Here is a 24,752-nt window from a genome sequence, read left to right as displayed (position 1 = left end):
ACTGCTAGGACAAACTTTTATCATGTTTAATAACCAACTTCCCCTTGTTGATTTACATCGTCATTTAGATGGCAATATTCGCCCGAAAACCATTTGGCAATTAGCACAACAAAACAATATCAAATTACCCGAAGATAATTTCGACGCTTTTCTGCCTCACGTACAAATTACCGACAGTGAAGCAGACCTAATGGCCTTTTTGAAAAAGCTCGATTGGGGTGTCGGCGTTATTAAAACCCTTGATGATGTTGTACGTATTGGTTTTGAAAATGTCGAAGATGCTAGTATAGCTAACATAGATTATGCTGAATTACGTTTTTCTCCTTATTACATCGCCATGAGTCACAACTTGCCTATTGAAGGTGTGGTTGAAGCAATTATTGAAGGCGTTAATCAAGGTCGAAAGAAATTCGCCACTAAGATAAATTTAATGGGTATTTTAAGTCGTACTTTTGGTGTTGAACATTGTCAAAGTGAACTCGATGCCCTACTCGCCTATAAGGACGATCTCGTTGCGATAGATCTCGCTGGCGATGAATACAATTTTCCAGGTAGTCTTTTTGAAAGCCACTTTAAACAAGTCAATAATGCAGGTCTTAATGTCAGTATACATGCCGGTGAAGCCGCTGGTCCTGAAAGCGTTTGGCATGCTATTAAAACATTAGGCGCGACGCGCATTGGTCATGGTGTAGCTTGTGCTAGCGATCAAAAGTTAATGGATTACATGCGAGAAAATGAGATAAGCATAGAGTCTTGTCTTACTTCAAACTACCAAACCGGTACGATTAAAGACCTAGCAGTACATCCTCTGAAAACCTTTTTAGAAAATAGTCTTACGGTTTGTTTAAACACTGATGACCCTGCTGTTGAAAATATTGAGCTAGCAGGTGAATTTCAGGTAGCAAGAGACGTACTTGGGCTGAATACAGATCAAATCAGTCAATTACAACGCAACGCAGTGAAAATGAGTTTTTTATCTGAACAAGAAAAAACAGCACTTATCAATATTAAACAAAACACACTAAAGTAATAGCATACACAAGCAACTTCAAGATGTTAGTTTCAGGACGACTGAGCGAATCATGATCAAGGCGCTTCTTTTTATTAAGGGTCATTCCCTTAAAAACAGATGCTACGGTGGACATGTTTTGCTCAGTAGTTCCCAAGGGCAGGTTTAGAAACGTTGTATGCTGCGTCATTGATTTAAACAATAACGCAGCATGGATGTAGCTTATTAGAGAATGCAGGAGCATATTCTCCTGAATAACTATTATCTTCAATCAATGCCTTGCCTAAAGACGTTTCTAATTCCAGCTGAATCCTACATATTGAAGTAGCTTGGGTATATAATAATATTGTCTACTTGAACGATACTTCACTTAGCATTATTATGAACGGCGCAATGTTTATTGTTAAATAAGCATTGCAACCTACAGTAAAGAACAGTAGAAATTAACACCACTTTATCAGTAAAAAATCCTTGATAGAACTATGACTTAACTAGTCTGGGCTAGAAACTTACTGAGTTATACCATCGGATTAATTAATCCGTTTAGTATTATACTTAACATTAAAAGGATAACTCTTATGCCAACACCACATATTGAAGCACAAGCCGGCGAATTTGCAGAAACAGTCTTAATGCCAGGCGATCCCCTTAGAGCAAAATTTATTGCCGACAACTTTCTAGATGATGCTAAATGCATCACCCAAGTGCGTAACATGCTTGGATACACAGGTACCTATAAAGGTAAACGTGTCTCTGTTATGGGTTCAGGTATGGGCATACCAAGCATATCAATTTATGCGACTGAACTTTATAAAGATTATGGCGTAGAAAAAATCATACGCATTGGCTCTTGTGGCGCGGTACGTGATGATATAAAGATCCGTGATATTGTCATTGGTATGGCTGCGAGTACAGACTCAAACGTTAACAGACAACGCTTTCATAGTGTTGATTTTGCTGCGTGTGCCGACTTCTCTTTATTAAAAAGTGTTGTCGATACTGCTGAAAAATTGGGTAAGCCTGTACATGTAGGTAATATTTTTACTGCTGATTTATTTTATACACCGCAGCCTGAAATGTTTGCGACTATGGAAAAGTATGGAGTTCTAGCGGTAGAAATGGAAGCAGCTGGTCTTTATGGCGTTGCTGCTGAATACGGTAAAAAAGCATTAACCGTATTAACTGTTAGTGATCATATCAAAACCGGTGAGAAAACAACTTCAGAAGAACGAGAAACAACGTTCAAAGATATGATGGAATTGACACTGGAAAGCTTGTTATAAGTCTTCAAATAGCGTTTAATTTAACATAATAAAAGGGTTAGCAATTTGCTAACCCTTTTTCATTGCTTAAACTATGAAATTTTAATGCTAAAAGAAGTTAACTTTAAATTCAACGCCGTAAAAACGTTCTTCATTAACAATCGCGGTATTGTTAGTAAAATCAACTGCGCCAATTGCCTGTTGTTCATCAGTAAGATTTCTTACAAATAAAGCAACTTCATAATCTTTATCATCACCATCCCATGTGTAACCAGTTCGAACACCACCCTCTAACAATGACTCTCCAGTAAACTCTACTGAATTATATAAGAAGAAGCTAATTTCATCACGATACGACCAATCAGTGTAAGCATAGAACTCACCTTCACCAATTTCTTGTGTGTATCGTGCAGTGAAGTTGATAATCCACTCTGGCGCATGTGGTAAGCTATTACCATCAATGATGGCTCGACCATCGACTAATCCATCAGTCACAATACAAGAAGCACATACAGGTACTGTCAACGTACTATCATTGATTTGTGTGTTGTTATAACTAGCGTTAGCCGTAACTATTAAATTATCAGTAACAACAAATTGCGAATCAATTTCAAAACCATAACCCACAGTCTCATCAGCATTAAGTAATTGTGCTGTATTACTACCATCACCACCAACAGAAGTGACCTGTTGATCATTCATGGTGTAATAAAAAACTGATGCGTTTATACGACCCATATTATCTAAAATGTCAGATTTGATACCTGCTTCATATGAAATAATAGTTTCAGAATCAGCAACAGATATACCGTCATCAAAAGCAAATAATGAACGTCCTTGTATACTAGGAGCTCTAAATGTATCAGCAACACGCGCATATAAATTTATATCGTCGGTATATTTATGTGAAATACTGACATCCCAACTCACATGGCTATCGCTGGTATTTATTGCACCTGTGACATGATCAGGAAATCCTAAAAAGCCTAGTGGTGATTGAGTTCTTTCGTTATTATATTCTTTATCATCATCAGAATAACGCAGACCTACGGTCACTGACGTTTTATCTGTTAAATCATAATCAACAGAGCCGAAAACTGCCCATGCAGTAGTTTCCTGTTCTTGGATAACATAGCCATTTTCAAGCCCTTTTGGTCCGCCAAAAGCAGCTAACGCATCGTATGAAAAACTTTCAATGGTCAAATCTTCATTAAAATAGAAAAGCCCTACTTGATAATTTAAATCTCCATCAAAATTACTAGTAAGCCTTAATTCTTGAGTAGTTTGAACATGATCTGGAATAGCATCTGCTGTTTCAGAGCTAACATTAATAACTCCTGGGCCACTAGTTAGTGGGACCGGTGGACAACTAAAACCATTACAACCATAACCACCATCAACATCTGCACGAGAATACAATTCAGCGCTTTCATAACCGGTTATTGAAGTGATGGTATGTTGATCTAATTCAAATTCTAATTTTAAACTAGCACCTTCAGTTTCTACCTGCTGGGTAGCACGTGAAGCTGAATCATGGTAAACGGTATCACGGCTAAAATTATCATCTAAGCTGTTACTCCCCGTCTTAATTCCATTGGCATAAAATGCTACTGGTTTTCCGTCAAGATCGCGCATGTGATAATTGAATAAGGCATTAAAGTTATCATCTTCATATAGAAATTGTAGTCGAAGCGCTTGGTCAGTATAACCACCTAATACATCGTTTTGCTCAAAACCCGGTGCCATATTATCAATATAATTATCACGATCTTGACGTAAAACTGAAACGCGGGCAGAAAGTTCATCCGTTAATCCACCACCAACAGCAGCTCTAAGATCTGTTGTGTTTTTACTGCCATATGATAAAGATGCAAAACCATCCAAGTCTTGAGAAGGCTTTGCCGAGTCAATTTTTACTAGGCCAGCAGGAGTATTTCTACCAAATAAGGTACCTTGTGGTCCAGCCAGCACTTCAACTCTTTCAAGATCAAAAACTGGAAAACCTTTTAAAATAGGATTTTCTTGTACGACATTATCAACAACTAAAGAAACAGGTTGAGAAGCATTTAAATCGAAATCAGAGTTACCTAAACCACGCATATAAAAACGCGGGAAAGTTCGTCCAAAAGAAGACTCCACTGACAGGCTAGGTATTTTTGCATTTAAAAAGCGGATATCCATCGCTGCAGAACTATAAGCATCAAGATTATCACCTTGTAATGCCGTAACAGCAATAGGTACTTCTTGCACATTTTCAACTCGTTTACGCGCAGTTACATTGATAACCTCAATGCCGACAACTTTTTCTTTTTTTACGACTTCATCTGCTGCGAAAGCACTACTAGAAACAGCAGCAACACTCGCCATTAGTGACGCTTGCACACAGAGTGATATTGCATTTTGTTTAAACATTTTCATTCGTTTACTCCCAAGGACTGTTTTTGTTTTTTTATTCAGTTTTATATATTTTTTATCGTTATGTTTTAATTATATTTTGTTGCTTTTATAGTGTAGTAGAGATTATGCCTGTTACTGCATTTATCGCGATATAAGCTATTGAACTACTTGACGTATAAGTCAGACAAGAAACTCGTGCCGTAATCCATAGCCTCGACATTAAATAGTTCCGCAATGGTTTGCCCTAAATCAGCGAAAGTTTTTCGGTTACCTATATTAACAGATCGGACCAGATGATGATAAGCAATAATGGGAACATATTCCCTGGTATGCTCACTTCCCGGCCACGTAGGATCACAACCGTGATCGGCTGTAAAAAACAGCACATCATCTGCAGACATCGTCTGGTAAAGCTCTGGAATACGAACATCAAGCGCTTCAAGCTCTCTTGCATAGCCTATAGCATCACGCCTGTGACCAAAGTCTTGATCAAAGTTAACCAAGTTAGTGAAAATGAGTGAATTGTCTTGTGCCGTCTTAATATGCTCTAAGGTGGCATCAAAAAGTGCATCAAGCCCCGTCGCTTTTGTTTTTTCATCAATGCCTTGATGAGCGAAAATATCAGCAATTTTACCAACACTGATAACATGAGTACCTGCCTGTGATACTTTATCAAGTACGGTAGGCGCTGGCGGTAACACTGAGTAATCCCTTCGATTACCTGTTCTAGCAAAGTTATCAGGGCTATCACCTATGAAAGGTCTTGCAATAACACGGCCTATGTTTAAATCACCCAGTAATTCTCGAACTGTTTCACAATACTTATAAAGGTTATCTAAACCAAAATGCTCTTCATGGGCTGCTATTTGAAAAACACTATCTGCCGAGGTATAACAAATAGGTATTCCTGTTTTAATATGTTCTTCTCCTAAACGCTGAAGAATTTCGGTACCCGAAGCATGACAATTACCTAATATTCCTTCAAAGCCCGTTTCACGGTTAATATTTTCAATTAACGACGTGGGAAAACTATTTTTTTTGTCCGTAAAATATCCCCAATCGAAAAGCACTGGCACGCCTGCCATCTCCCAGTGACCACTGGGTGTATCTTTACCTGTACTAATTTCTTGTGCGAAACCATAAGCGCCTTTGCTTGGCTCTTGGCCCTGATAAGGAAATGTTTGATTAGATGCTTGTTCACAAGCCTTTATCAGTCCTAGTGCGGATAAGTTGGGTAAGTAAATTTCTTTACCCGTTTCTTCGTAATAGGCACGAGACAGGTTAGCAAAGGTGTTTGCACCAACATCGCCAAAATCAACTGCATCAGGAGAATAACCGATACCAAAACTATCAATAACCATAATTATTGCACGCGACATAATATTTCCTTTTTTACATTTCTAATTACAAAAAACGACAAAGATTAAAATAATTCGTCAAATAATATGACCAACTGGTCAAGTTGTGTTAATTTAACACCTTTACATTTACGGGTAAATAAAGCTTTTTCAACTGGCTTATTATTTATCTAAAGTATAGTCATACTAAATGGGGTAATTTATTAATTATTCCAATTGGTATAACATCTGGCGACTATCATTAACAAAGCTCAAGATAGTAACTCGACTTTAATTATTGATATTTGCTTTGACAACAGGCTGAACATTGAAAACTATTAAACCAACCATTATTGCTATCGCTGGCCCATCAGCATCAGGTAAAACACTATTTGCCAAAACTATTCATGATGAACTTATTGAAGAACTGGGTGAAAATGGTATTTCTATTATTTATGAAGATGCTTATTATCGTGATCAATCACACTTGTCGATGCAAGAGCGTGAGCAAACGAACTATGATCACCCCAATGCATTTGAACATGAACTGTTATCAAAACACTTAAAGCAACTTACTAACAATCAGGCTATTCATAGCCCCGTTTATTGTTATAAGACACATACTCGTGTAGATGAAACAAATGAGTTTTTACCCACTAGAATAATTTTAGTGGAAGGTATCTTACTACTGTCTAATAAAGAATTAAGAGAGTGTTTTGATATTAAAGTCTATATGGACACACCATTAGATATTTGCCTGATCAGAAGAATTAAACGAGACTTAGTTGAACGTAGTCGCAGTATTGAATCGGTTACTAACCAATATTTAGCAACCGTTAGGCCTATGTACCACCAATATATTGAACCCTCTAAAGCTTGGGCTGATATTGTTATCACCCGAGGTGGTAAAAATAGAATGGCAATTGAGGTGATCAAAGCAAAAATTCGTCAACTTTCACAATTACCCCCACAACAATAATAATTAAATAAAAAGAGGTATTCATGGAATTAGGTGCTCTCAGAGGTCTGCTAGGCGTTGTCGTTTTATTAGGTATCGCCTATGCGTTATCAAGCGGCAAAAAGTCTATTAACTTACGAACAGTCGGTTTAGCTTTTGCTCTGCAAATATTGCTTGGCGCTTTTGTATTATATGTTCCCTTTGGTAAAGACGTTTTACTGTCTATGACCAATGGCGTGCAAAGTGTTATTGATAGCGCAAAAGTAGGCATCAACTTTCTTTTTGGAGGTTTAGGCACTGATGCCATGTTTGACAATGGTGTTGGTTTTGTTTTTGCTGTCAGAGTTTTACCTAACATTATTTTCTTTTCTTCTTTAATTGCGGTGCTTTATTATCTCGGCATAATGCAATGGGTTATTAAGATCATTGGCGGCGGATTACAAAAACTTTTAAAGACCAGTAAGCCTGAATCACTTTCTGCAACAGCTAATATTTTTGTTGGTCAAACCGAAGCCCCACTTATAATCCGCCCATATATTAAAACAATGACTCAATCAGAGCTTTTTGCCATCATGGTTGGTGGTTTGGCCTCTGTAGCAGGTTCAATTTTAGCGGGTTATGCCGGGCTTGGTATTGAACTAAAGTACCTGATCGCTGCATCATTTATGGCTGCGCCTGGCGGTTTGTTAATGGCCAAGATTATTTGCCCTGAAACTGAGCATGATAAAATAGTCAATAAACCTATCGATTATGATGATGAAAATGATAGACCAACCAATGTTATTGATGCAGCAGCATCAGGTGCAGCATCAGGTCTTAAGTTGGCAGTTAATGTTGGCGCTATGCTACTTGCTTTCATTGCCCTAATAGCATTACTAAATACCATCGTTGGTGGCTTATTTGGTTTGTTTGGTTATGAAGATATCACCATAGAATTTTTCTTAGGTTACTTATTCGCACCCTTTGCTTTTGTTATTGGTGTACCTGCAAATGAAATGCTGCAAGCCGGTAGTTTTATTGGTCAAAAGATTATCGTTAATGAATTCTTTGCCTACGTTAATTTCGTTGAAATTAAAGATACGTTAAGCCCTGCGACTCAAGCGATTGTTACCTTTGCTTTATGTGGTTTTGCTAATTTATCGTCAATAGCCATTTTACTGGGTGGCATCGGGTCTATGGCACCAAGTCGCCGCCATGATATTGCTAGATTAGGATTACGAGCAATGCTTGCTGCTACATTAGCCAACCTAATGAGCGCTGCAATTGCTGGCATATTCATTTCATTATAAAAATACAATAGGAACAAAAAATCATGTCTGATCTTAAAAATATTGCTCAGCGCGCTCTATCGTTGATGGATTTAACTAGCCTTAGCAACACAGAAACTGATCAAGAAATTATTGACCTTTGTAGTCAAGCCAAATCACCTGCTGGCGAAACAGCAGCAATTTGTATTTTCCCGCGCTTTATCCCTATTGCAAAAAAAGCATTAAAAGCGCAACAAACACCGCACGTAAAAATAGCAACCGTCACAAATTTTCCCCATGGAAATGACGATATTGATATTGCCTTAGCTGAAACTAAAGCCGCTGTTGCTTATGGTGCAGATGAAGTTGATTTGGTATTTCCTTACCGCGCGTTAATGCAAGGCAACGAAACCATTGGTTTTGATATGGTTAATGTTTGCAAAAAAGCCTGTGCTAATTCTGCAAAACTAAAAGTAATTATTGAAACCGGTGAACTTAAATCTGAAGAATTAATACGTAAAGCCAGTGAAATATCTATCAATGCGGGTGCTGACTTTATTAAAACATCTACTGGTAAAGTCCCTGTCAATGCAACGCCAACCGCTGCACAAATCATGTTAGAAGTCATAAAGCAAAAAAATACATCAGTAGGTTTTAAACCTGCAGGTGGCGTGAGAAACGCAGAAGATGCCGCTATTTATCTTGATTTAGCCGATAGTATCTTAGGACGAGAATGGGCTGACGCTAATCACTTTAGATTTGGTGCTAGCAGCTTACTTGTCAGCTTATTAGAGACACTAGGACATACAAGTAACACCAAGACATCAAGTAACTACTAATCCCCCTTGAATAGCTGCTATTAACTGGCAGTTAATAATATTACAACGATACCCGAACGCTAAAGCATGAATTTCCAATAACTGGGTATTGTTGTAAACATCATATTTATAAAAAAGAACTAAAAAATGGCACAACTGTATTTTTATTACTCATCGATGAATGCGGGAAAATCAACTCATCTATTACAATCGTCATATAACTATCAAGAACGTGGTTTAACTACCGCAATTTATACGGCTCAAATTGATGATAGATTTGCTAAAGGTAAAGTTGCTTCACGTTTAGGTATTGATGCGGACGCTTTTCTGTTTGATGAAAAAATCAACCTGTTCAACAATGTTGACCAAAAAAATCAAGCTGAAAAAATCGATTGTGTACTTATCGACGAAGCCCAGTTTTTATCTACTGAGCAAGTTAAACAGCTTACCGATATAGTCGATTTATTACATATTCCTGTACTGGCTTATGGCATACGCACTGACTTTTTAGGACAAACTTTCTCAGGTAGTGCTGCCCTGCTGGCTTGGGCTGACAAATTGGTAGAATTAAAAACGATATGTCACTGTGGCAGAAAAGCTAACTTTGTTATCAGGCAAGACGCCAACGGCAAAGCAGTACAAGCTGGAGAGCAAGTTGAAGTAGGTGGTAATGAACGTTATGAGCCGCTTTGTCGTGCTCACTTTAAAAAACTTGTCTGGCAATAGAGTAAACTAAAGCCACACTAGGTTAAAAAAGCTTAATTGTTAAGTTGGTATTACTTAACAACTAAGCCTATTTTTTATCTATGAATATATCACTGGTGACAACTCAGGACTCTCTTCAGAGTAGCTAATCGCATTATTAAACTGTTCAATAGCTCTATTAGCCGAATCTTCATCTTTAGCATGAATACGCGCAAGGACTTCACCACGATTCACTTGTACACCTAAAGGTAATATCCGATCAAAGCCAACACTGTGATCTACCTTTTGCGTTGGTGCCGTTCTGCCCCCACCTAAACCTACAACCGACATACCAACTGCTCTAGTATCCATTTCCGCAAGATAACCATGCTGTGATGCTCTCACCTCGGTGATAAAATTCGCTTTTTTCATAGAGTCCCAAGGCTTTTCTACAAAGTTTTTCGGTCCACCTAATGCAGATACCATTCGTTCAAAAGTCTCAGCCGCTAAACCGGAACTTAACACTTGTTCAATTTTTTTATCCGCATCTTTTTCATTATCAGCTAGCTTGGTATTAATAAGCATTGCACTGGCAAGCGCTTTTACAACTTTATGCAACCGTGGCTCACGTTGTTTACCTGTTAAATATTTAGCCGTTTCAGACATTTCTATCGCGTTACCGGCACTGGTACCTAGCACTTGATTCATATCAGTAATAATAGCCTGTGTTTTAACGCCTGCACCGTTAGCAACACTGGTAATACTTTCGGCCAGTGCTTTAGCATCAGCTAAATTATTCATCATGGCACCATTGCCTACTTTGACATCCATCACTAAAACATCAAGACCCGCAGCAAGCTTTTTAGATAAGATAGAAGCCGTGATTAACGGGATAGATTCTACTGTTGCGGTAACATCGCGAATAGAATACAAACGTTTATCGGCTGGTGCCAAATTATCGGTTTGCGAAATAATGGCAACGCCAACGTCCTTCACAATGCTTTTAAACTCGCTAATACTTGGTTGAACATTAAAACCAGCGATGCTTTCAAGCTTATCTGCAGTACCGCCAGTATGACCCAAACCACGGCCTGAAATCATAGGAACATAACCGCCACAGGCAGCAACAATAGCAGCTAACATAAAGCTCACTTTATCACCCACACCGCCTGTTGAATGCTTATCAACAATAGGACCGTCAAAACCTTCCCAGCTAAGCACATCACCTGAATGCATCATAGCCTTGGTAAAGTTTACCCTCTCATCAATCGTCATGCCCTGTTGAAAAATAGCCATTGCCATAGCGCCAACTTGACTATCTGAAAAGTTGCCATCAACAAGACCTGTAACAAAGCCATTTATCGCTTGTTCATTTAATACTTGACCATTGCGTTTCAATCGAATAATTTCTTGCGGGATAATTTTATTGCTTACTGACATGAATTAAATCCTTATAAATCTAATAAATCTTTCGGGGTGAATGCGTCTGGTAGTAATTCCTGTACTGTCCAGACTTTCTGTTCATTTTTATGATTAACGGACAGCACTGGTGCTGATTGTTCAAAAAATTCCGCGATCACTTGTCTACAAGCACCACACGGAGGTGTTAATTTGTCTTGCTCGGTATAAACAACAATCACTTCAAATTCCTGCTCGCCATTAATTACCGAATTGCTAATGCAGTTACGCTCTGCACAAACCGTTAAGCCATACGAAGCGTTTTCAACATTACAACCTTGAACTATATTGCCATTTTTTGTTAATGCTGCAGCGCCAACATGAAAATTGCTGTAAGGGGCATAAGCCAAATGGTAAGCGGCTTTTGCCGCTAGTAACAATTCATCAAAACGTGCTATTTCATTTTTATTCATTTTTACAGGCCTTTAGATAATCAACTGTATTTATTATATTAATATATCATTACTGACCATATGGTCAAGTTGTATATATTATCTATTACTCATCCATACAAAGATCAAAAAAAAAGCCATACTTTTCAGTATGGCTTTATTTGGCATTGACTATAAAATGCGAATTAATTAAACAATATTAACTAATACATTTCAAATTAAGTCATTAGAAGTCGTAACTTACACCAACACGCATTTCCCAAACAGACGCGTCTTTGTAAGCTTTTTGCTTTTCGTTGCCTGAATTAAAACTTTTGTAAAGGTATTTACCATCATCTTGAACTGACATTTCAACCATACGATTACCGACAAATTGCCCCTGATTCATCACACCCCAATCATCATTTAACATATTACCTACGTTTTTAATGATAAAGAATGCATTGCCTCGATGGCCTTCCATTAAGCCAGGAATTTCTTGGTTAATTTTGATATCAAAGCTTACATGCCAATCAGCATTTTGTGCATTACGACCTGTTGTTTGACCACGGGCTAGCCCTTCAGCTGCAACAAAAGCGTCAAACGCTTCTTTATCAAAGTCAGCTCCGTAAACAACATTCGCATCATCAACTGTTGGTATATAAACTAACTGACGATCCCCATTCCAATTACTGTCACCAAAAGCGCTATCCGAATCATCATAGGTATATGAGTAGGCTTGCCCTTCACTTGCTTGGCCGAATAAGCTAAAGCGAGTAGTTAACCCGTCGATTAACTCAATACCATAAGTAAGATTCATAGTGAAACGATGCGGGATCTCATAATTAGACGTGGTGATTGGTGGATTAAGCGCATCAGTAGTTGCTAAGTTACCGTAGTTAGAACCAGCAACAGCACTGGTCATTGGGTTAGCATCTTCAGAATTAGTAAAAGAATAACCAAATGAAGCATCTAAACCAAAATCAAAGCTTTTGCTTAACGCTAATGAAAGAATAGTAGAGCTGCCATCACTTTTAGTATTAGTTAAAACATATTCATTGCGTACATTATCAATGCCATCGGCATGAGTAACTGATTGATAGGTAGGACGGCCATCAAAAGTCTTCTCGCCATATTCTAAATTATAATCAAGTACAGTCGCTGAATTTTGCTTACGATTATGTAGAATATCTGCAGAAATAATATAGTCGTTGTCAGTCGTGTAAGTAGCACCTAATGCATACTTCCACTCTGATGGGATTTCAAAGTTTGGATCCGTTGCATTAACAGAGCCATTACCACTTTCTTCATCTAGGTCTTGAATTGTATCTACCATCACTTGAGGTACACCAAAACCAGGACCGCGCGGATCAGACGATGGGGTTTCAAATAAGTTGTAGAATGTTTTATCCCTGTCACCATCTGGTCTAACCGTTGTTGGTATCACATCTTTGTGATATTTGGCACGTTCACTGATGTTGACTAAACCATCGTTTGAATATGAATTAGACAACCAAACGTTAGGGTTACCACCAGAATAAAGACCGAAACCACCACGTACTTCTAAGTTATCTTGCACAGCCCAGTTAAAACCAACACGGGGTTGTATTAAATCAATACCATCCATGTTTTTGTCATTTCTAACGCCATAACGTTCTTCAAATTGTGCATTATATCGTGGATTATCACTGCTGGTATAACGGTCATAACGTAAACCTGCAGTTATCGTCATATCGATGTCAGATAGGGTATATTCATCTTGAATATAGAAGGTATGCAGACCATAAGTAAACTCTTGGCTAGCATCGCTCGGCACATTGGTACCTGCAGAGTTATTATAATAGACCGCACTTGCTATTCCATCTTCATAGTCGTCGATAGAGCCAAAACGATACTCACCTACGGTATGTTGCATAAATAAGTTAAATGCTGTTAACGTTTCGTACTCATAACCACCTGTAATGGTATGTTCATCTAAATAGTAACTACCAGAAAGTTTAAAAGTAGTTGTTTCCCAGTTCATTTCATTCGATTGACGAGAGTCATCAGGACCTAAGAAAATAGTGGTACCATTATGCTTTATTTGAACTTCACCAAAGCCGCTGTCAGCATCCAATGAACGCTGTCTACCGTCAAGTTCAGTGTGACCAACTCTTACTTCTGTTGAAAAATTATCAGACCAATCAGAGTTAAGTGATGCAGCAAATGAATTCATCTCTGCGCCTGACTCGTAGAAATGGTTGTCTAGCGTCATGCCCCATTCGTCAGATTGATCTAATTTAAAACCATCATTGTAGTTATAAACAAGACTCGCACGATGGTCTTCACTAATATTCCAATCTAATTTTATAAGAATTTTTTCATCATCAACAGGCATACTTGCTGGTGTACCACCGGCAGTATAACCATAGTTATTCATTGATATTTGGTTTACACGGTCGATATCAGCTTGAGAAACATTATCGCCTAATGGTGAATATTCAAATAATTGCACACCATCTAATTTTTCATAAGAGGTATATAGAAATAACGTATCTTGAATTAACGGTAAACCAACATTGAAACCATAACGCTTTTCATCGTAATCACCATTGTCTTGATGTTCACCTTCAATGCTATCGCCTTTCATAGAATCATTGCTGTAATCGAAAAACACACCACCGTGGACTTCATTTGTCCCTGATTTTGTTACCGCGTTAATGTTACAAGAGGTGAAACCACCGTATTTAACATCAAACGGAGCTAACTCAACCGAAACTTGATCAATTGAGTCATATGAAAAAGGGATACGTGTCGTCGGATAACCATTGTCATTTAAACCAAAGCTGTCATTCATACGAACGCCATCAACGGTTAAGCTGTTAAATCTTGGGTTACCACCACCACACTGAATAGCATCACTGCGGCTTTCATCAATATAAATGCGTGGGTCAATACGTACGATATCTTTAATATCTCGGTTTATTGATGGTGCATTTTTTAAGTCATCGGCATTAAAATGAACAGCAGGTCCTGTACCGCCAGACTGCATACTAATAGAGCGTCCTGTTACAACGATTGTTTCTACTTCACTTTGAGAATTTAACGCTACGTTTAAAGGATATGTTTCACCCAGCGTTAAATAAATATCTTTTACTGTGGCATCTTCAAATGTATTTGAATCAACAACAACTCGGTAAGGTCCACCTACACGTAGACCTTTGGCAACGAACAAACCCGCTGCGTTAACTGTTGCAGTTTTACTCGTACCTGATGGCACATGCACAATAGTAACTGTAGTTCCAACCGCTGGGTTACCATTTGGACCTGCAACCTGCCCCTTTATTGCAGAGGTGGTAACATTGGCCATAACCGATGTAGAAAGCCCAAGAGCAAGGACTAACGCGCTACTGATATGTGATAGACGATAATTTTTCATCTGCTATTCCTATATTTTGTTTTGTGTTTTTTGTTTAAAATGGTCTTTATTATTATTATTTCTAAGCAACTGATACAAAAGTTAACCACTTGCTCTGTTTTTTGTTTCGATTGAAATTAAAGCAGAATTTTATGACAGTTTCATTACATATTTTTACATATTCTTCAAAGCACTAAAAGAACAGATGTCAGACCAGTAGGTTATGGAGTGACAAAAAACAACAAAACACTATAAAAAACAAACAGATAAATGTAACCACCAAGCGATTATTTCATACAAAAAAATAAATTAATTACCTATATAAGATATTGTTATGAAAAATGGTGTTTTTAACTACATTTGATTATAAAAACTTTCCATGTGGTCAGTTATAAAACAAAAAAGACACTGTTCATACCAAAAAACAGTAACTTAAGCGCAATGAAAACATTGTCTTATCGGATAAGATTTAAGATGATGTAAAATATTTTAAATCTATTATTATTAAACGTTTCATTTTAACCATCTTGTCATAAAATATTAATCAAACAACGATATGATGTACTTTTTCAATTTAATAAATTACATTTAGCGGAGAGAATTAATAAAATGTGTGACTTCTACCTGTTCAACTGGTAAAAATCCCATAAAAACAATCATGATCATATTAATAATCATGGAAATATTAACGAACACCGAGCCTAAAGAATGACTAGCGCTAATATAATAAAAAAAACCGGTAATATTCGAGCCAAGAGCAGAATTAAAATTCTGACAGCCGCTAGAACAGAGTTTGTCTTGCAAGGGTTTAGAGGAGCAACAGTGCAGTCTATTGCTGATAGAGCTGAACTACCCAAAGCGAATGTGCTTTATTATTTCAAAAATAAAGAAAATATTTACCATGCTGTTCTTGAAGACACACTTGAAATGTGGGATCAAGGTATCGGCGATATTGAAGCCAATGAAGGTCCGAAAATTGCGATAGAAAAGTTTATTGCTGCCAAAGTAAGAATGTCATTTAAAGAGCCTGAAGCATCGAAAATATATGCTATGGAAATCATTCAAGGCGCCCCGCACCTACAAGATTACGCACGTACATACCAACGTCAATGGGTAAGAGAAAAAGCTAAGTTGTTCCAACAATGGATAGACAATGGTGAAATGGCCAAGGTAGACCCTGTCCACCTCATCTTCCTTATTTGGTCTGCTACCCAACACTATGCCGATTTTGATACGCAAATATTGACCATAATGAATCAAGCCGATTTCGAAGAAAATGATGTTGAACAAGTTATCGCATTTCTAACAGACATAATTTTACGGGGCTGCGGCTTAATTTAACTCATTTACGTAAAGACAAAACCATATGAAAAAATATTCAATCATTGCCTTACTAGCTTGGGTGCTGCCTACGATGACTATTGCACAAGAAACAACATTAAAAATAGCTACCTTTAATGTCAGCATGGAGGCGTTGAACTACGTTGACCATAAACGAGGTGAATTACCCAACGTCTCAGGAAAAACACTTAGCGAGGCTTTGGCGAGTGATCATCAACAGATAAAAAACATTGCAGAGATCATTCAGACAGTTAACCCTGATATTATCTTACTGAATGAATTTGATAATCAAAACAATGATAGTCAACACAGTGATAATCAAGCGCTAAAAACCTTTATTAACGACTATTTGAATAAGAATCAAAATGGTCAAAGTGCCATTAATTTTCCTTACTTTTACCAAGGTCCAGTTAATACCGGTGTAAATTCTGGTCTAGATATCGATGGTAACGGTAAAAAGGGGATATTACCTGGCGATGGTTATGGATTTGGCTACTTCCCAGGCCATTTTGGTATGGCGCTGTTATCAAAATACCCAATAAATGTTGAAAGTATTAGAAGTTTCCAACACTTTAAATGGCACGACATGCCAAAGGCATTAATGCCAAAAAATCCTGAAACAAATAAACCTTGGTACAGCCAAGCGGTTTGGCAAGAATTACGACTTTCATCAAAGTCTCATTGGGACGTCCCCGTTGAGGTCAATGGTAAAACGATTCACATTTTAGCAAGCCATCCAACGCCACCGGTATTTGATGGTCCCGAAGATAGAAATGGTAAACGTAATCATGATGAGATACGTTTTTGGGAAGATTATATATCTCCGGATAAGTCGAGCTACATTTACGATGACAAAGGTAATAAAGGGGGTCTCGAACCCAAACAGGCTTTTGTTATTTTAGGGGATTTGAATGCTTCCACTGTAGATGGTGATGCCGTTAAAGCTGGAATTTCATCGTTGTTAAATAATGAAAAAATTCAAGATGTTATGCCGCAAAGTAAAGCGGGTAAAATGCATACACCAGACAATAGAAACGCTAAACATCACACAGCATTTTGGCGCATGAGAGCTGATTATGTATTACCTTCAGTTACTGGCTTAACCATTAATAACTCAGCTGTATTTTGGCCGTTAGCAACTGTCGACAGCTACCGATTAATAAAAGATAGAAAAGCGTCATCTGATCATCGTTTGGTCTGGCTTGAACTAACAACAAAGAAATAATCATATTATATTTCACTCTTAACAATAATGAATCAACCACAAAGAACCAATATCATGAAAAAACTACTTTCCGCCGTTTTTGTCACTCTTGCATTGAGTGCTTGTACAACTACTGAAAATTCGACTGTGATTTCACCAGGTAACGCTGTCGACTCAAATTCATTTAGTAGTCCTAAAAATATAATCATGATAGTTGGTGATGGTATGGGACCCGCTTATACTACCGCTTATCGTTATTTTAATGATAATCCAGAAACAACCATTATTGAACAAACGGTATTTGATCGCCTACTTGTTGGCATGGCAAGCACTTACCCTGCGCCAGTATCAGGTTACGTTACTGACTCAGCCGCAGCAGCAACAGCACTAGCGACCGGCGTTAAAAGTTATAATGGCGCCATAGGTTTAGATGTTGATAAAAAACCCGTTGAAACTGTGCTTGAATGGGCAAAAAAACAAGGAAAGAAAACAGGTGTTGTTGTTACTTCACAAGTTAATCATGCTACCCCAGCGTCTTATCTTGCCCATAATGAAAGTAGAAGAAACTATAACGCCATTGCCGATAGTTATATCGATGAAGGCATAAAAGCCGACGTTATCTTAGGTGGTGGTTGGCAGTACTTTATTCGTGAAGACCGCAATTTGGTTAATGAGTTTAAATCAGCCGGTTTTCATTATCTCGATAATGCCGAAGCATTAAGTGAACTGCCACAGCAAAAACCTATTTTAGGACTTTTTGCCGATGTTGGCTTACCTTGGGCGCTAGATGATGACAATCAACTTCGTTTATCAGCAATGACACAAGCAGCAACCAAGCAACTAGAAAATGATAAGGGTTATTTTCTACTTGTAGAAGGCAGTCAAATAGACTGGGCTGGTCATAGCAATGATATTGCATCAGCCATGGCTGAAATGACTGATCTTGCCAAAACAGTTGAATATCTTGAACAATATGTCGTACAAAATCCTGATACGCTAGTAGTGCTTACCGCCGATCACAGCACTGGTGGCTTTACCATCGCTGCTAACGGTACCTATAAATGGGATCCTGAGGTGCTTCGTACAATGAAACGTTCACCACAAAATATAGCGAAACATTTAGCAGTAACAGATATCACTATAAAAGAAACAAGCGAGCAGCTTAACTTTGCAGTAACTCAAGAAGAAGTTGACTTATTACAGCAGGCAAAAGAGCAAACATCTGAGAAACTTGTAGATTTTTATGGTTTAAATGAAAAAGCACAACAAGAACAGATTAAACCGACTATTGAAACGACCATTTATATTGCGATTAAAAAGCTTATAGATAAGCGCACCAACAGTGGCTGGACCTCAAGCGGTCACACAGCTATTGATGTACCTGTTTTCGCCTTTGGCAAAAGCAGTGAAATGTTTCACGGAAAAATAGATAATACTGATATTGCCAAAAGAATATTTACCTTACTAGGTAAAGAATAAGCAGTAAAAGTAGAAATAAAAAAGCCGACAAGTGGCCACACGAGTCGGCTGAGCTTACACAATATATAGGGGCTGTTAAACATCCCCTCGTAAGCAAAACTGGTTAATACTTTATATAAATTATTCTAGCTATCAATTAACTTTAGCAATCACCGCATCTTTTTTATCATTAATAAATCTGACTTTTTCGCCACTTTGTAGACGCTCTCCACCGCGAACAACAACACTATCATTTACCGATAAAGCCCCTGTTACCGATACCCAACTATTAACACCTTGCCCAATAAGCACAGACACCTTTTGAGCTTGTTTGTCATCATCTATAGTTAACACGTAAGTTTCATTTTCTCGTAACATCAATGCATCGCGTGGCACTAAAATAGCTTCTCGGGGTGTTTGTTTAGGTAAAGAAACAGTCACGGCAGTACCCGCTAACATGGCGATACCATCAGCTGCTAGCCTTACATCAAAAGTACGCGACGCTTGATCACCCGCCTGACTCCAAGTACGCACCGGTAACTCAAGCAAGGTTTGATTCCACTTAACCATCACTTTGCTGCCTCGTTGCAAAAATGGTGCTATTGAAATAGGCGCAGCAATTTTAATATCAAGGTTCTTAGTATCGATGAGTTGTACTAACGGGCGGCCAATAGAAATCAGCTCTCCTACATGAGCAAACCGTTGACTAATATTTCCAGAAAAAGGCGCTTTAATAGTCGTTTTCTCTAAGGCAAGTAAGGTTTGGTCAACCGATATATTCAAAGCGACAACTTCATTAATGGCAATGGTTAAATCTTTATTAACACGTTCAAGTTCACTTACCGCTGAATTGTTTTTTTCACGTAATTTTAAGAAACGTGCTTTTTGTCCGGTAAGATAATCTACATCGGCTTGGTGTTGCTTTACTTGTGCTTGTTGACCCGCTAATTGTAACTTTAAATGCCTGTCATCAATTTGTGCTAATAACTGACCTTTTTCAACTTGACTGCCAACATCTTCAATCCATAATAACTGACCTGTTTGTTCCGCGGAAATAGGTGCGTTCTTTCGACTGATTACATTAGCAGGTAACCAAATACTCGGCTTTACTTGTTCTTTCTTAACCGTCTCAACACTGACCAAGTGTGCTGGTTTTTCATCTTTAGCCGCATTAGCATTTTCACTAAAACTCAGTAAACCAATGACGGATATAAGAGATAAAACGATTAACGCTGAGTTGTAGAACTCACGTTTATTGGACTTTTTATTCGTGAAGTTCATTTTTGGTGGTGCAACATTTGTAAGCATTAAGTTATTCATGATTTGTTCCTTAATTTCTTGAATTGTCATTACGCTTTAACGCGAGTGACTGGTAACTGTTGTACTGCATCTTGTTTGCTGCTATTTGGTAAAAAATCATACTTAGATAGCCTTAATAAACATGGCAGTAATACTATGGTAAATATGGTACTAAACGCTAAGCCGCCGACAATTACTGCCGCTAAACCGCGATAGATAACACTGCCCGCTCCCGGCATAAGTAATAACGGTAACATGCCAAAAAAGCTGGTTGCTGTACTCATAAAAATAGGACGTAAGCGTAAGCTTAAGGCTTGCTCAATGGCTTCTGAACGCTCAAGACCATCTTGTTGACCTATTCGGGTTTGATGAACTAATAAGATCGCGTTGTTAACCACTAAACCCAGTAAAATAATAAAACCTATCATAGTCAGTAAATCAAGCGGCTGAAAGACACTTAAATTTAGTAATTGCAGAGCTAAAATACCGCCAACAGTCGCTAAAGGAATAGTAATGACAACTAATAAACTGTCTTTGATTGATTTAAACAATGCCGCCATCAGTAGGAATAAAATCACCAAAGCAAAAGCAAAGTTTTCCGCCATCACTGTGATCGCTTTTTCTAGCTGATCAGCACTACCGCCATATTGAATATTGCCGCCTGCTGGCATAATATCGCGTAATTTAGGTTCTACCTGTGCCTTTAACACCGAGATAGTTTCTTCTAATGACCAGCCTTTTGGAGGGTTAACATTCAAGCTAATAGTACGCTGTCCATCAATGCGCGTTAAGCGGCTCGGTCCAACGGTACGCTGTATATCAACTAAATTAGATAATTGCGTAACGCTACCATTACCAGTAACTACAGGAACATCTCCTAGGTTATCTGGGTCATCCCAACCGTCAGCACGTAAAATCATATTCAAGCGTTTGCTACCGTTAAAATACTCGCCTACATATAAGCCGTCACCTAGTGTTCTTACTACACGACCCACATCGCGACGATTCCAACCTTGCTCTAAAATACTGCGATCATTAGGGCTTAAATTAATTTCAGGCTCTGACATCGCAAGACCAGGGTTGGCATTTACGTTAGCGCCTTCAATGGCTTCTTTTATCCAATCCATGCCCTGACGTGCTACTTCTTGTAATGCTTTGGTATCTTTGGATTGCAAATGTACTTGCACGCTTCTACCCCCACCAAAACCACCGAATAAATTACCTTGTCTGGCAAATACACGGGTATCAGGTAGATCTATCAATATTTCATTTTTAACGATTTCAAGTAGCTCATCAACGCGGTCTTGATCTTTTACTCGAACCCCTAAACTACCGCCAAATGAGCCGCCGAAAATATAATAGTTTTTCAATGCTGGCTCTTTGGTGCCATCCATATAAGGCTTTAATCGCTCAACAATAGGTTGAATAACTTCTTTTTCAATGGTTTTAACATTTGATCCCGGCGGGAACTGCAAATTAGCATCAATTGCATCGCGTTTTACCGGTGGTAAGTAATCAAGTTTTGGCATGGCTATAATAGTGATGACAACCGGTAATATTAAAAGCGTGGTCGCAAGGGATAAGCGTTTAGTACGAGTACTAGTACTTTTCATCACAACGTTGGTAATTCTCTGCCACAACTTTTTATTGGGATCGTTTACTTTTTGCTGTTTTAGAAAGTGTTTGGATAAAACGGGTAATAGCACTACTGCAACAATAAGTGATACCGAGACCGCTATAGCGATAGTTAAGGCTAAATCACCAAAGAGTTGCCCTTCGATATCTTTTAAGAAAAATACCGGCAGAAATATAGCGACGGTTGTCGCAGTAGAAGCAAGCAAAGCGCCCCACACTTGCTCAGCGCCCTTTTCTGCACTGTCATGTTCATTGAGTCCTTTATCTCGCATGCGTAATATATTTTCTAACACCACAATTGCAGCATCAAGCACCATGCCCACGGCAAAAGCTAAGCCAGCTAACGAGATAACGTTTAGTGAACGGCCAGTAATTTCTAACACGATAAAGGTACTTAACAAACTTACCGGAATGGCAGTCGCAATGATTAACGTAGCGCGCATACGGCGAATAAAAAACCATAAAACTGATAACGATAAAATAATGCCGACAAATAAATTGCTGGTTACTAAATTAATTGCGCGGTAAATAAACACAGAGGCATCAAAAGATTGCACCATCACTAATTTCTTATCAGCCAACAGTTCAGTATTAAGTAAGTTGACTTCTGTTTTCACTCTATTCAAAGTTTCTAAAACATTTGCGCCATTGGCTCTATTAATACGCATAGAAAAAGCTGGATTACCATTTTGAACCGCCATGCCTTGTCTATCATTTCGACGTACTTCAACGGTGGCTATATCACTTAAACGAATATTTCGTCCGCCACGTGATTCAAGCATCAATTCTGATAACTCATCAACACTGTACTTACCGCTATAACGTAAAGTGTATTGGCGTCGACCGACATCAATAAAACCGCCTGAGATATCGTCACTCGCAGAAACCAATGAAATTAAACGCGGTATTTCAATGCCATACTCAGCTGCTTTAATCGGATCGTAACGAATTTGCAGCTCTTCTCGGTTTTGCTCTGAAAAAGTTTCGACACTGGCAACACCTTCAACCGCCTCAAGGCGAGGTCGAATAACATCATTGGTGAAATCAATATATTGACTAATGTCTTGGCCATTTCCCGGTAAAGCCTGTAAGAAGAAAAAAGTCAGTGCTGGGGTATTACCTCGACCACCGCCAAGCATCACTCGTGGCGGTCTGGCATCCTGTGGCAAATTAGCAACACGTGTCATGCGGCTAATTACTTCAATTAGCGTTTGCTCCATGTTAGTGCCAACGCCAAAAGACAAATTAATATATGCACCACCTCGATTGGCAAAAGCATTCATTGATTCTAAACCAGGGATACCACGTAATACCTGCTCTTGTGGTTCAATAATTTCAGACTCAATTTCTTTAGGTGATGCTGCTCGCCAAGTGGTTTGTACGCCAATTTGCGGGCGTTCAATATCAGGAAAAAGCTGTACCGGTAACTTAAATAAACTAAGCATGCCGACAAGCAATGTTAGGGCAACAACTACAGCAACGGCAGCTGGATTAGTTAAAGCGCTCTTGGTGAGTTTCATTTCGATTCCAATAGTGGGTTACATTATTTAACAATCAAGATACAAGCCCTCACTAATAAAGAAAGGTAGCTTGCGGTTAATCGAGATAAAAATAGGACCAACTACCGAGGGGAAATGCTTTGAAATGCGCTGACATAATTAGACATATTTAATGGTCACTTAAATATTCGTTAAAGCACTTTTGGTATTTTATGATTTTATTTTTTAATCCCTACGCCCGTATCTATTGATTCAACGGAAAACAGGCTATAATCGCCGCCAATTTCAGCTCACACAATTGGCAACTATGAGATCAATAATTTCAATAGGTATTTCCCTACTTTTACTTTCGCTTTCATTCACTACGCAAGCTAAATCACCTGAGGGTGATGACAATAAAGTAGTGCATGAATCACATAGAGCTGTATTTGAGATGTGTTTGTTTAAGGCCATTAAAAGTGCAGAGAAAAGTGCAACGCTAGCGGAAATAGAAACACAATGTGAGAAGAGAATTGCTCGAAGTATTTTGAATGAAGACAGCGGTCAAGATATTGAACTAGGCGCAATAGCCAATCGAATGATCAGAGAAAAAAGAACAGCGGCTAACCCTTATGTATTAACGCCTCATAAAATGAATTACATATTACCCTTCTCGCTAGTTAATGAAATTAACCGTGATGCCTATCAAGAATTTTCTACTTGGGCGGACGATTTAAAAGATACTGAGGCAAAGTTTCAAATTAGTTTAAAAATCCCACTGTTGACCGGACCTTTTCTTAAGGAAGGTGATCAACTCTTTTTTGGCTTTACCCTACAGTCATGGTGGCAAATTTACTCGGAGGAAATATCAAAACCTTTTAGAGAAACAAATTATCAACCTGAGATTTTCTATTTCACGCCTATTAATTATCACCCTTGGGGAGGTAATTCAGCGTTAATCGTCGGCTTCGAACATCAATCAAATGGTCGTTCACAATTGCTTTCAAGGAGCTGGAATCGTATTTATGTTAATTACCTCTATGAAAAACGTAACTTTGCCTTATCATTTCGCCCTTGGTACCGTATTCCTGAGAATGAAAAGTCTTCGCCTGATGCTGGTCAAGGTGATGATAATCCCGATATCCTCGATTATATGGGCCATTTTGAATTAGGTTTGGTTTATAAATACAACAACGCCTTTGAGTTTTCTTTTAAAGGCAGAAACAATTTTGCCACCCATAATGGCTTTATTGAGGTTGGCGCTACCTTCCCTTTATGGGGTAAATTAAAAGGCTATGCTCAGTTTAGTAGTGGCTATGGCGAGAGTTTAATTGATTATAATGTTAACCAAAAACGCTTTGGTATTGGTATCGCGCTAACTAATTTACTTTAGTCCCTC

The 24,752-nt window shown here is 38.3% G+C and carries 17 protein-coding genes; 10 read left to right on the top strand and 7 right to left on the bottom strand.

The features are described from left to right. The first annotated feature begins 22 nt into the window (after positions 1-22). Positions 23-1,030 carry an adenosine deaminase gene (gene add / locus CXF85_RS14955; RefSeq protein WP_101229447.1) on the top strand — a complete coding sequence of 336 codons (1,008 nt, stop codon included), beginning with the start codon at positions 23-25 and terminating at the stop codon, positions 1,028-1,030. 557 nt (positions 1,031-1,587) lie between these two features. After that, positions 1,588-2,292 (top strand): purine-nucleoside phosphorylase, encoded by a 705-nt coding sequence (gene deoD, locus CXF85_RS14950; RefSeq protein ID WP_101229446.1) that lies wholly within the window; start codon positions 1,588-1,590, stop codon positions 2,290-2,292. An 87-nt stretch (positions 2,293-2,379) separates the two neighbouring features. Here deoD and CXF85_RS14945 read toward each other — a convergent pair whose 3' ends face one another. Together CXF85_RS14945 and CXF85_RS14940 are read right to left on the bottom strand one after the other, a co-directional pair. Then, positions 2,380-4,689: a TonB-dependent receptor gene (locus tag CXF85_RS14945; protein WP_101229445.1), complete on the bottom strand. Its 2,310-nt coding sequence runs from the start codon at positions 4,687-4,689 to the stop codon at positions 2,380-2,382. 143 nt (positions 4,690-4,832) lie between these two features. Then, positions 4,833-6,047, bottom strand: a complete 1,215-nt coding sequence (locus tag CXF85_RS14940) for a phosphopentomutase (RefSeq protein WP_101229444.1) — start codon at positions 6,045-6,047, stop codon at positions 4,833-4,835. Positions 6,048-6,333: 286 nt separating this feature from the next. Between CXF85_RS14940 and udk the strand changes: the two genes are divergently transcribed. From udk to CXF85_RS14920, 4 genes are all read left to right on the top strand, one after another. Then, a complete protein-coding gene (gene udk, locus CXF85_RS14935) occupies positions 6,334-6,984 on the top strand; it encodes a uridine kinase (protein ID WP_442871875.1) in 651 nt (216 codons plus the stop codon). A 23-nt stretch (positions 6,985-7,007) separates the two neighbouring features. Continuing rightward, entirely contained in the window at positions 7,008-8,252 is a 1,245-nt protein-coding gene (locus CXF85_RS14930; protein ID WP_101229443.1) for a NupC/NupG family nucleoside CNT transporter, read from the top strand. A gap of 23 nt (positions 8,253-8,275) precedes the next feature. Next, complete coding sequence (gene deoC / locus CXF85_RS14925; protein WP_101229442.1) at positions 8,276-9,049, top strand: deoxyribose-phosphate aldolase; 774 nt, start codon at positions 8,276-8,278, stop codon at positions 9,047-9,049. Between the two features lie 126 nt (positions 9,050-9,175). Beyond that, the gene (locus CXF85_RS14920; protein ID WP_101229441.1) at positions 9,176-9,754 is read left to right on the top strand and encodes a thymidine kinase; all 579 of its coding nucleotides are present in this window, start codon (positions 9,176-9,178) and stop codon (positions 9,752-9,754) included. Positions 9,755-9,832: 78 nt separating this feature from the next. On the opposite strand, the gene deoA is transcribed toward CXF85_RS14920, so the two are convergent. From deoA to CXF85_RS14905, 3 genes are all read right to left on the bottom strand, one after another. Further along, positions 9,833-11,152 carry a thymidine phosphorylase gene (deoA, locus tag CXF85_RS14915; protein ID WP_101229440.1) on the bottom strand — a complete coding sequence of 440 codons (1,320 nt, stop codon included), beginning with the start codon at positions 11,150-11,152 and terminating at the stop codon, positions 9,833-9,835. Between the two features lie 11 nt (positions 11,153-11,163). Further along, complete coding sequence (locus CXF85_RS14910; RefSeq protein WP_101229439.1) at positions 11,164-11,583, bottom strand: cytidine deaminase; 420 nt, start codon at positions 11,581-11,583, stop codon at positions 11,164-11,166. A 205-nt stretch (positions 11,584-11,788) separates the two neighbouring features. Beyond that, on the bottom strand, positions 11,789-14,959 hold the full coding sequence (locus CXF85_RS14905) for a carboxypeptidase regulatory-like domain-containing protein (RefSeq protein WP_101229438.1): 3,171 nt from the start codon (positions 14,957-14,959) through the stop codon (positions 11,789-11,791). Between the two features lie 687 nt (positions 14,960-15,646). Here CXF85_RS14905 and CXF85_RS14900 point away from each other — a divergent pair. The 3 genes from CXF85_RS14900 to CXF85_RS14890 are packed head-to-tail and all read left to right on the top strand — an operon-like array spanning position 15,647 to position 18,962. Next, positions 15,647-16,279, top strand: a complete 633-nt coding sequence (locus tag CXF85_RS14900; RefSeq protein ID WP_101229437.1) for a TetR/AcrR family transcriptional regulator — start codon at positions 15,647-15,649, stop codon at positions 16,277-16,279. A 25-nt stretch (positions 16,280-16,304) separates the two neighbouring features. Then, positions 16,305-17,504, top strand: coding sequence for an endonuclease/exonuclease/phosphatase family protein (locus CXF85_RS14895; RefSeq protein ID WP_101229436.1), 1,200 nt, complete (start codon positions 16,305-16,307; stop codon positions 17,502-17,504). A gap of 54 nt (positions 17,505-17,558) precedes the next feature. Beyond that, positions 17,559-18,962: an alkaline phosphatase gene (locus CXF85_RS14890; protein ID WP_101229510.1), complete on the top strand. Its 1,404-nt coding sequence runs from the start codon at positions 17,559-17,561 to the stop codon at positions 18,960-18,962. A 132-nt stretch (positions 18,963-19,094) separates the two neighbouring features. Here CXF85_RS14890 and CXF85_RS14885 read toward each other — a convergent pair whose 3' ends face one another. Next, entirely contained in the window at positions 19,095-20,261 is a 1,167-nt protein-coding gene (locus CXF85_RS14885; protein ID WP_101229435.1) for an efflux RND transporter periplasmic adaptor subunit, read from the bottom strand. Positions 20,262-20,290: 29 nt separating this feature from the next. Further along, positions 20,291-23,395 carry an efflux RND transporter permease subunit gene (locus tag CXF85_RS14880; RefSeq protein WP_101229434.1) on the bottom strand — a complete coding sequence of 1,035 codons (3,105 nt, stop codon included), beginning with the start codon at positions 23,393-23,395 and terminating at the stop codon, positions 20,291-20,293. Between the two features lie 286 nt (positions 23,396-23,681). On the opposite strand from CXF85_RS14880, the gene CXF85_RS14875 reads away from it, so the two are divergent. Next, a complete protein-coding gene (locus tag CXF85_RS14875; RefSeq protein ID WP_101229433.1) occupies positions 23,682-24,746 on the top strand; it encodes a phospholipase A in 1,065 nt (354 codons plus the stop codon). The last annotated feature ends 6 nt before the right edge of the window (positions 24,747-24,752 follow it).

Origin of the sequence: Colwellia sp. 75C3 (genome assembly GCF_002836255.1) — a bacterium.
GTDB lineage: Bacteria > Pseudomonadota > Gammaproteobacteria > Enterobacterales > Alteromonadaceae > Colwellia.
The sequence above is the reverse complement of the archived record's forward strand: the minus strand, read 5'-3'. Positions and strand labels throughout refer to the sequence as shown.